This is a genomic window from Streptomyces albidochromogenes (assembly GCF_005981925.1).
GTDB classification, from domain to species: domain Bacteria; phylum Actinomycetota; class Actinomycetes; order Streptomycetales; family Streptomycetaceae; genus Streptomyces; species Streptomyces albidochromogenes.
Window position 1 is genome coordinate 1 of the sequence record NZ_VBVX01000266.1, and the last position, 9,239, is coordinate 9,239.

The 9,239-nt window shown below is 71.8% G+C and carries 10 protein-coding genes and 1 pseudogene; 8 read left to right on the plus strand and 3 right to left on the minus strand.

The window, feature by feature from the left end; all coding sequences use genetic code 11:
* The 3 genes from E2E34_RS26580 to nudC form a co-directional block, all read left to right on the plus strand.
* A partial coding sequence (locus E2E34_RS26580) for a PD-(D/E)XK nuclease family protein (RefSeq protein WP_138904453.1) occupies window positions 1-530 on the plus strand: 530 nt, incomplete at its 5' end.
* A gap of 10 nt (window positions 531-540) precedes the next feature.
* Complete coding sequence (locus E2E34_RS26585) at window positions 541-1,941, plus strand: dipeptidase (RefSeq protein ID WP_138904454.1); 1,401 nt, start codon at window positions 541-543, stop codon at window positions 1,939-1,941.
* A gap of 161 nt (window positions 1,942-2,102) precedes the next feature.
* Complete coding sequence (gene nudC, locus E2E34_RS26590) at window positions 2,103-3,011, plus strand: NAD(+) diphosphatase (protein ID WP_138904460.1); 909 nt, start codon at window positions 2,103-2,105, stop codon at window positions 3,009-3,011.
* 99 nt (window positions 3,012-3,110) lie between these two features.
* Here nudC and E2E34_RS26595 read toward each other — a convergent pair whose 3' ends face one another.
* Entirely contained in the window at window positions 3,111-3,365 is a 255-nt protein-coding gene (locus E2E34_RS26595) for a mycoredoxin (RefSeq protein ID WP_138897847.1), read from the minus strand.
* Window positions 3,366-3,458: 93 nt separating this feature from the next.
* On the opposite strand from E2E34_RS26595, the gene E2E34_RS26600 reads away from it, so the two are divergent.
* The 5 genes from E2E34_RS26600 (at window position 3,459) to E2E34_RS26620 (ending at window position 7,336) form a co-directional block, all read left to right on the plus strand.
* The gene (locus tag E2E34_RS26600) at window positions 3,459-5,708 is read left to right on the plus strand and encodes an ATP-dependent DNA helicase UvrD2 (RefSeq protein ID WP_138904455.1); all 2,250 of its coding nucleotides are present in this window, start codon (window positions 3,459-3,461) and stop codon (window positions 5,706-5,708) included.
* A gap of 198 nt (window positions 5,709-5,906) precedes the next feature.
* Window positions 5,907-6,185: a hypothetical protein gene (locus E2E34_RS26605; RefSeq protein WP_138904461.1), complete on the plus strand. Its 279-nt coding sequence runs from the start codon at window positions 5,907-5,909 to the stop codon at window positions 6,183-6,185.
* A 158-nt stretch (window positions 6,186-6,343) separates the two neighbouring features.
* Entirely contained in the window at window positions 6,344-6,721 is a 378-nt protein-coding gene (locus E2E34_RS26610; RefSeq protein WP_138904456.1) for a WhiB family transcriptional regulator, read from the plus strand.
* Complete coding sequence (locus E2E34_RS26615) at window positions 6,718-7,041, plus strand: putative WhiB-interacting protein (protein ID WP_138904457.1); 324 nt, start codon at window positions 6,718-6,720, stop codon at window positions 7,039-7,041. Before E2E34_RS26610 ends, E2E34_RS26615 begins: the two co-directional genes overlap by 4 nt.
* Before the next feature lie 67 nt (window positions 7,042-7,108).
* Window positions 7,109-7,336 (plus strand): hypothetical protein, encoded by a 228-nt coding sequence (locus E2E34_RS26620; RefSeq protein ID WP_138904458.1) that lies wholly within the window; start codon window positions 7,109-7,111, stop codon window positions 7,334-7,336.
* Window positions 7,337-7,378: 42 nt separating this feature from the next.
* On the opposite strand, the gene E2E34_RS26625 is transcribed toward E2E34_RS26620, so the two are convergent.
* Window positions 7,379-8,839, minus strand: coding sequence for an ABC1 kinase family protein (locus E2E34_RS26625; protein ID WP_138904459.1), 1,461 nt, complete (start codon window positions 8,837-8,839; stop codon window positions 7,379-7,381).
* Window positions 8,840-8,881: 42 nt separating this feature from the next.
* Window positions 8,882-9,239, minus strand: a pseudogene (locus E2E34_RS26630) (ThiF family adenylyltransferase); the annotation flags it as partial.

Genomic DNA, 9,239 nt, shown 5'->3' on the forward strand with positions numbered 1-9,239 from the left:
GCCCCATGCCGCGCCCGCCCCAACCCGCAGCCCGGCGCGGGACGCGCTTCCACGCGTGGGTGGAGTCCCGCTTCGAGGAGCTGCCGCTGCCCATGCTCGGCCCGGACGAGCTGCCGGGCGGCGACGAGACCGAGACCGAGATCGCGGACGAGCGCGACCTGGCCGCGCTCAAGGAGGCGTTCGAGCGCACCCCGTACGCCCGCCGCACCCCGTACCGCGTCGAGGCACCCTTCCACCTCACCCTCGCGGGCCGGGTCGTCCGTGGCCGCATAGACGCCGTGTACCGCGACGAGGAGAGCGGCGCGTACGAGATCGTCGACTGGAAGACCAGCCGCACCCGCGCCGCCGACCCCCTCCAGCTCGCCGTCTACCGGCTCGCCTGGGCGGAGCAGTACGACCTGCCCCTCGAATCGGTGGGCGCCGCGTTCCTCTACGTCCGCACCGGTGAGATCGCACGTCCCGCCCGTCTCCCCGGCCGTGCCGAGCTGGAACGGATCCTGCTGGACGAGCCCGGCCCGAGGGCCGGATAGGCTCGGGGCCATGAGCGACACCCCGGACAGCGTCGTCCGTACGTACATAGACACGCACCGCGCGGCCTTCCTCGGCGACCTCGCCGAGTGGCTGCGCATCCCGTCCGTGTCGGCGCGGCCGGACCGTGCCGCCGACGTCCGGCGCAGTGCCGAATGGCTGTCCGCGAAGCTCCGGGAGACCGGGTTCCCGGTCGTCGAGGTCTGGCCCACAGCGGGCGCCCCGGCGGTCTTCGCCGAGTGGCCCAGCGGCGACCCGACAGCCCCCACGGTGCTGGTCTACGGGCACCACGACGTACAGCCCGCCGCCCGCGAGGACGGCTGGCACACCGACCCGTTCGAGCCCCAGATCGTCGACGGCCGGCTCTACGCCCGCGGCGCCGCCGACGACAAGGGCCAGGTCTTCTTCCACACCCTCGGCGTACGCGCCCACCTCGCCGCCACTGGCCGCACCGCCCCCGCCGTCAACCTCAAGCTGCTCGTCGAGGGCGAGGAGGAGTCCGGCTCCCCGCACTTCCGCGCGCTCGTCGAGGAGCGCGCACCGCGCCTGACCGCCGACGCCGTGATCGTCTCCGACACCGGCATGTGGTCCGAGGACACCCCGACCGTCTGCACCGGCATGCGCGGCGTGGCCGACTGCGAGATCGAGCTGTACGGCCCCGACCAGGACATCCACTCGGGTTCCTTCGGCGGCGCCGTCCCCAACCCGGCCACCGTCGCCGCACGCCTGGTCGCCGCCCTGCACGACGAGGACGAGCGGGTCACCGTCCCCGGTTTCTACGACGGCATCGTCGAGCTCACCGACCGCGAGCGGGAGCTGTTCGCGGAACTGCCCTTCGACGAGGCCGAGTGGCTGCGTACCGCCAAGTCGCGGGCCACCCTCGGCGAGGCGGGCCACACCACGCTGGAGCGGGTCTGGGCCCGCCCGACCGCCGAGGTCAACGGCATCGGCGGCGGCTACCAGGGCCCCGGCGGCAAGACCGTCGTGCCGTCGTCCGCACACCTGAAGCTGTCGTTCCGCCTGGTCGCCGGGCAGGACCCGGACAAGATCGAGTCGGCCGTGCGCGACTGGGTCGCCTCCCGCGTCCCGGCCGGGATCCGCCACGAGATCACGTTCGGCGCCGCCACCCGCCCGTGCCTGACGCCGCTCGACCACCCCGCCCTGCAGTCCGTCGTACGGGCCATGGGCCGCGCCTTCGGCCAGAAGATCCTGTTCACGCGCGAGGGAGGCTCGGGGCCCGCCGCCGACCTCCAGGACGTGCTCGGCGCCCCCGTGCTCTTCCTGGGGATCTCCGTGCCGTCCGACGGCTGGCACGCCCCCAACGAGAAGGTCGAACTGGACCTGCTCCTCAAGGGGGTCGAGACCACCGCGTACCTGTGGGGCGACCTCGCGGCGCACTGGCGCGCGTCCTGAACCTCAAGACCGTCCGAATCCACCAGGGGGAGTTGGAAGTACCTGTGAGCACCTCGACCGACCACACGGCACCGACCGCGGACAGCCCGGCGAGCGCGGTCAGCACGGACGACGCGGGCAGCTCCCGGAGCTCCGGCCCGGCGGGCCTCACGGAGCGGCCGATCGGGCTCACCGCCCCGAGCGGCATCGACCGCGCCGCCCACTACCGTCTCGACGAGGCATGGCTGGCCGCCGCCTGGAGCCACCCCACGACCCGCGTCTTCGTGGTCTCCGGCGGACAGGCGCTCATCGACGACACCCCCGACGGGCGCACCGAGCTCGTGATGACCCCGGCCTTCGAGGCCCCGGTCACCGAGACGCACCGCTACTTCCTCGGTACGGACGAGGACGGCGTCAGCTACTTCGCGCTCCAGAAGGACTCCCTGCCGGGCCGGATGGACCAGTCCGCGCGCCCCGCCGGTCTGCGCGAGGCCGGGCTCCTGCTCGGCCCCCGCGACGCGGGCCTGATGGTGCACGCGGTGGCCCTGGAGAACTGGCAGCGGCTGCACCGCTTCTGTTCGCGCTGCGGCGAGCGCACCGTCATCGCGGCGGCCGGCCACATCCGCCGCTGCCAGGCGTGCGGCGCCGAGCACTACCCGCGCACCGACCCCGCCGTGATCATGCTGGTCACCGACGAGGAGGACCGGGCGCTCCTCGGCCGTCAGGTGCACTGGCCGGAAGGCCGGTTCTCGACGCTCGCCGGCTTCGTGGAGCCCGGCGAGACCATCGAGGAGTCGGTGGCGCGTGAGGTCTTCGAGGAGGCGGGCGTCACCGTCGGCCGGGTCGACTACGTCGCCAGCCAGCCGTGGCCCTTCCCGTCCAGCCTGATGCTGGGCTTCATGGCGCGCGCCACGTCGTCCGAGATCAACGTGGACGGCGAGGAGATCGAGGAGGCGCGCTGGTTCTCCAGGGACGACCTGCGCAGCGCCATCGAGACCGGCGAGATCCTGCCCCCGTCGGGCATCTCGATCGCCGCCCGGCTGGTGGAGCTCTGGTACGGCAAGCCCCTGCCGAAGCCGCTGAACCCGTAGACCGGCACACGTCGAGGGCCCCCGCGCGGTGCGCGGGGGCCCTCGACGTGTCCGTACGGCCTCGCCGGCGTACGGTCCGGTGCCGCGTGCGGCGCGACCTCAGACGCCCAGCGCCTGCTTGACCTGCGCCAGGCTGGGGTTCGTCATGACCGACTGCTCGCCCTGGTGGGGGATCACGAGCACGGTCGGGACCGTCTGGTTTCCGCCATTGGCCTTCTCGACGAACGCCGCGGATTCGGGGTCCTGCTCGATGTTGATCTCGTTGTACGCGATGCCTTCGCGGTCCATCTGGCTCTTGAGCCGACGGCAGTAGCCGCACCACGTGGTGCTGTACATCGTCACAGTGCCCTGCATGTCCTCGGCGCTCCTTTGCTCGGCTGGGGGGTCCGTAGTCCCAGAGCATCGAACGTACGCGACCGGCCGCCCATTCCCGGACCGGTACGACGAATGCCCCGTCCCTGTGGACAACGGGAACGCCCGCCTCTCCCGACCTGGCAGCATGGCTGTGTGACAGCAGCAACGCACTCCTCTCTGTTCCCGCAGGTCCCCGACTCGGCGGACGCGGTGCTCGAAGGGCTCGACCCCGAGCAGCGCCAGGTCGCGGAGGCCCTGCACGGTCCGGTGTGCGTCCTGGCGGGGGCCGGCACCGGCAAGACGCGCGCCATCACGCACCGCATCGCGTACGGCGTGCGCGCCGGGATCCTCCAGCCCGCCAGTGTGCTGGCCGTCACCTTCACCAACCGGGCCGCGGGTGAGATGCGCGGACGGCTCCGCCAGCTCGGCGCGGGCGGCGTGCAGGCGCGGACCTTCCACTCCGCCGCGCTCCGCCAGCTCCAGTACTTCTGGCCGAAAGCGGTCGGTGGCGACCTGCCCCGGCTGGTCGAGCGCAAGATCCAGCTGGTCGCCGAGGCGGCGGCCCGCTGCCGCGTCCGCCTCGACCGCAACGAGCTGCGGGACGTGACGGGCGAGATCGAGTGGGCGAAGGTCACCCAGACCGTCCCCGGCGACTACCCGGCCGCGGCCGCCAAGTCGGGCCGGGACGCACCCAGGGACGCGGCGGAGATCTCCCAGATCTACGCGATGTACGAGCAGCTCAAGCGCGACCGAGCCATGATCGACTTTGAGGACGTGCTGCTGCTCACCGTCGGCATCCTCCAGGACCGACACGACATCGCCGACCACGTGCGCAGCCAGTACCAGCACTTCGTGGTGGACGAGTACCAGGACGTCAGCCCGCTCCAGCAGCGCCTGCTCGAACTGTGGCTGGGCGACCGGCCGAACCTGTGCGTCGTCGGCGACGCCAGCCAGACGATCTACTCCTTCACCGGCGCCACCCCCGACCACCTGCTGAACTTCCGCACCAAGCACCCGGACGCCACCGTCGTGAAGCTGGTCCGCGACTACCGGTCGACACCGCAGGTCGTCCACCTGGCCAACGGCCTGCTGAGCCAGGCGCGCGGCCGCGCCGCCGAGCACCGCCTGGAGCTGATCTCACAGCGGGAGCCGGGCCCCGAGCCCGTCTACACGGAGTACGCCGACGAGCCCGCCGAGGCCGAGGGCACCGCCCGCCGCATCCGCGACCTGGTCGCCGCCGGCGTCCCGGCCGGCGAGATCGCCGTGCTCTACCGCATCAACGCCCAGTCCGAGGTCTACGAGCAGGCACTGGCCGACGCCGGAGTCCCCTACCAGCTGCGGGGCGCGGAGCGGTTCTTCGAACGCCAGGAAGTGCGCAAGGCGATCAACGGTCTGCGCAGCGCCGCCCGCTTCGGCAACAACGACCCCCTGCTCGACGACGTGGTCGACCTGCCCTCGCAGACCCGCGCCGTCCTCAGCGGCAACGGCTGGACCACGCAGCCGCCGGCCGGCTCCGGGGCGGTCCGCGACCAGTGGGAGTCACTGGCCGCGCTGGTCCGTCTCGCCGAGGACTTCGCCAGGGCGAAGCCCACCGCGACGCTCTCCGACCTCGTGGCCGAGCTCGACGAGCGCGCCGCCGCCCAGCACGCGCCGACCGTCCAGGGCGTCACCCTCGCCTCCCTGCACTCGGCGAAGGGCCTGGAGTGGGACGCCGTGTTCCTCGTCGGCCTCACCGAGGGCATGATGCCGATCACTTACGCCAAGACCGACGAGCAGGTCGAGGAGGAGCGGCGCCTGCTGTACGTCGGAGTCACCCGCGCGCGCCACCACCTGGGTCTGTCCTGGGCACTGTCCCGCTCACCGGGCGGCCGCGCCTCCCGCCGCCCGAGCCGCTTCCTGAACGGGCTGCGCCCCGGCTCGTCCGCCTCCGGCAGCCGTGGCGGCACGGCCGCCCCGCGCACCGGCGGCACCGGTACGGTCCCGGGCGGTGCCGCCAAGCGCAGGCGCCGCAGTTCGGCCCTGTGCCGGGTGTGCGGCAAGACCCTCACCGACGCCGGCGAGGTGAAGCTGATGCGCTGCGAGGACTGCCCGTCCGACATGGACGAGGCGCTGTACGAACGGCTGCGCGACTGGCGGGCCGGCCAGGCCCAGCTGCTCGGCCAGCCGGCGTACTGCGTCTTCACCGACAAGACGCTGATGGCCATCGCCGAGGCCGCGCCGGGCGAGGCGGGGGAACTGGCCGTCATCGCGGGGGTCGGCGCGCGGAAGCTGGAGCGTTTCGGAGCCGATGTTCTGGCTCTCTGCGCAGGTCAGGACCTTGGAGGGGTCGACGAGGAGGACTGATTCAAACTCGTCGGAAAAATAGTTTGCGCATGCCCCGGCAAGCCCCATAGGTTCTTAACCACGGGAACAGCGACTTCTCTGAAGCCCTGACTCCGTGCTGTACTTATCCGAATACGTAGGGACCGGCCTCGTGCCACCAGGTCCCCGAGACGCCGAGAGGAGGCGAGCCCAGTGACCAGCTTCATTACCTTCACCAAAATGACCGATCGCTCGGTCGTCGCCCCCTGCTCGCTCGGCTCCTCGCTCCGTGGCACCGGTATGTCCGGCGGCTCCGCCGTCCGTCCCGCGTCTCTCGCGAGCCTGCTTGTCCTGGCGCGCAATGAGCGACCGACCGAGGCACCGGAAGCAGCAGTAGCAGCGGCACAGGCGAAGGCCTACGCCTTTGCGGCGGCCGGTGCCGGATTCAAGAAGCAGACGACGCAGCACCACACGATGTGGGCCTTCCGTGGGCTCGAACCCTGGAGTGATCCAGCCTGATCCAGGATCAGGCAGGCGCCTTCAGGGCCGCGGAACCCCACCAGGGATCCGCGGCCCTTCTGTTTTGCCCGAACGGGGAGAACAGAGCGGAGGGGCCTCGGGACAGCAACCGCCTCCCGGCCGACCGGCCGGAACGACTCGACGAGGAACAAACCACCGTGCAACTCGATACGCACGCCCCGTCCGTACCGCCTTCCCAAACGATCACCCCGCCCGGTCTCACGGAGGACTCCGCCTTGACTGCCCCCGCCCCGCTCACCGCGCTCACCGCGCTCGACGACGCCATCGAGAACCTCGGCGTGCCCGTCCCCTGCCGCTCGTACGACCCGGAAGTCTTCTTCGCCGAGTCCCCGGCCGATGTCGAGTACGCCAAGTCGCTCTGCCGCACCTGCCCGCTGGTCGAGGCATGCCTCGCCGGTGCCAAGGAGCGCCGCGAGCCTTGGGGCGTCTGGGGCGGCGAGCTGTTCGTCCAGGGTGTCGTCGTCGCCCGCAAGCGGCCGCGTGGCCGCCCGCGCAAGAACCCGGTCGCCGCATGAACGTCACCGGAACCATCGACCGACCCCATACGCACGATCCCAAGAAGCAGGCCCCGATGACCTCTTCCCCCAGCGAGCCCTTCGGCTCCGCTACCCACGACGTCACCATCACCGGCGCGAACGACTCGCGTCAGAACAGGACCCGCGAGATGCAACTCATCCCAGAAGCCCTGGCCCGTGCCCATATGCAAGAACGCCGGCGGGAAGCCGAGGCGGAACACCAGGCCGTGCGCCTGGTCGCCGCCCGGCGGATGCAGCGCCGCGCCGAGCGCGTCTCACTGCGCGCCCGCCGCGCGCTGGCCATGGCGGTCATGCAGTAACACCAGGCACACAGCAGGCCGCAGCAGACGGAACTCCACCGCGACACGTCGGGGATATCGTCACGGAGTGCTGAGTTCTCCCGGGGAGGACCCCCGGAACCCCGAGCAGCCTCCCGAGCCCGCAGAGCCGGATGACGAGACCGTCGTGTGCTCCCGCTGCGGCAAGCCCGCCGAGAACACGCCACCCACCTGGACCTGCTCCGTGGAGAACGGCCGCCGCCACTACTTCTGCGACGACTGCGCACGCGCCAACCTCAGGGCGATCGAGGGCAGGCTCGACTCGTCCTGGTGGTGACCGGCCCGCTCAGGCCCAGTCCCGCTCAGGGCCCAGCCCCGCTCACGCCCCGGCCGCGACCCCGTCCTCTTCGGCCGCCCCGCTCTCATCGCTCTCCACCTCTTCGGCGAGGAAGCCCGGCAGCCAGTCCTCCAGCTCCTGCCGCAGCCGCACGGTCGCCCCCAACTGGCAGAGAACACCGATGGTGCTCAAGGTCACGCGGTGGATCAGCAGATAGGCCGGCGGCAGATTGAGCTGCTTGCCCAACTGGTGGGCGGGGGAGCGCACATCGGCGATCCGCGCCGCCTGCTGGCGTATCCAGCTCCGGGTGAACGTGAACTCGTCGGCCTGCGCGGGCTCGATGATCGGCAGCAGGTAGTCCAGCACCGCGTCCGGGTCGAGATCGATGGAGTCCTTCACGAAGCCCTCCTCACGGAGCAGCTCGTACACCGCTTCGGCCTCACCGTCGATCGTCATCCGCAGGGAGGTGCCGATCGTCGCGGGCAGTCCGCCGGGGAGTCGGTCCACGGTGCCGAAGTCCAGCACGCCGAGCCGCCATTGCCCGACCGCACCGTCCCGGCCGTCCTCACCCCCAGCACCGTCCTCACCCTGCGCACCGTCCTCGGTGTCCCCGGCCTCCGTCGCCGCCACCGGCAGCAGCCGGAAGTTGCCCGGGTGGGGGTCCGCGTGAAGCAGTCCGGTGCGGGCCGGCCCCGAGAAGAGGAAGCGGGCCAGCAGCTGCCCCGCCCTGTCCCGCTGCTCCGGCGTCCCGTCGGTGATCACGTCGGCCATCGGTATGCCGTCGATCCACTCGGTCACCAGAACCTGATCGCTCTGGTGCACCACCTCGGGCACCACCACGTCGGGGTCGTCCGCGAACTGCTCCGCGTGCTGCCGCTGCGCCGCCGCCTCCAGTTCGTAGTCCAGCTCCTCCGAGACCCGGTCCCGCAGCTCGGTGATGAGCGGCTTGATGTCCATCCCCGGAACCAGCGGACCGAGCAGCCGGGCGAACCGGCTCAATTGGTTCAAGTCGGAGAGCAGCGCGTCCCCGGCCCCCGGGTACTGGACCTTGACGGCCACCTCGCGACCGTCGTGCCACACGGCCCGGTGCACCTGGCCGATCGAGGCCGCGGCCGCCGGCTTGTCGTCGAACTCCAGGAACAGATCGCGCCATTCGGCCCCGAGCCGCTCCGCCAGGACCGCGTGCACTGTGCGCGTCGGCATCGGCGGCGCGGCCTCCTGGAGCTTCGTCAGCGCCGCACGGTACGGCCCGGCGACCTCCTCCGGGAGCGCGGACTCGAAGACCGACAGGGCCTGCCCCAGCTTCATCGCGCCCCCCTTCAGCTCTCCGAGGACCTTGAACAACTGGTCCGCCGTACGCTGTTGCAGCTCTCGGCCCACGATCTCGGCCGACTTGCCGCCGATTCGCTTGCCCAGGCCCCAGGTGGCTCGGCCGGCGAAGCCCAGTGGCAGTGCTGCCAGCTTGGCGGTCCGGGTGACCGCCTTCCGGGGAAGATCAGACATGCGCCCCTCCAAATCCCAGACACCCGTGGCCGCCGATGACGGTCACCCGGCCATTGTGTCCTGTGGCTCCCCGGCGCCCGAGGCGCACTCCCCGTGAGCCTGCCCACCCGCACCGCAGGAACAGTCGCGGTGCGGCGGCATCGGTTCCTGCCGCCAGTCCAGGAGCGGCAGCGAGACCTCCCAGCGGACCCCCGTCGTGGCGGGCAGCTCGCCGTCCAGGAAGGCCAGGGCATGCGCCGCCGCCAGCCCCGCCACCGTGGTTGCGAGCCCGATGTCGCACGCCGGTACGGGCCCGCCCCGGCCGGAGCGCCACTGCGCCAGCATCCGCAGCCACGCCGGATCGCGGTCCGCCCGCCCCAGCGCCATGCAGCCCGCGCACGCGCTCCCGCCCGGCAGGACC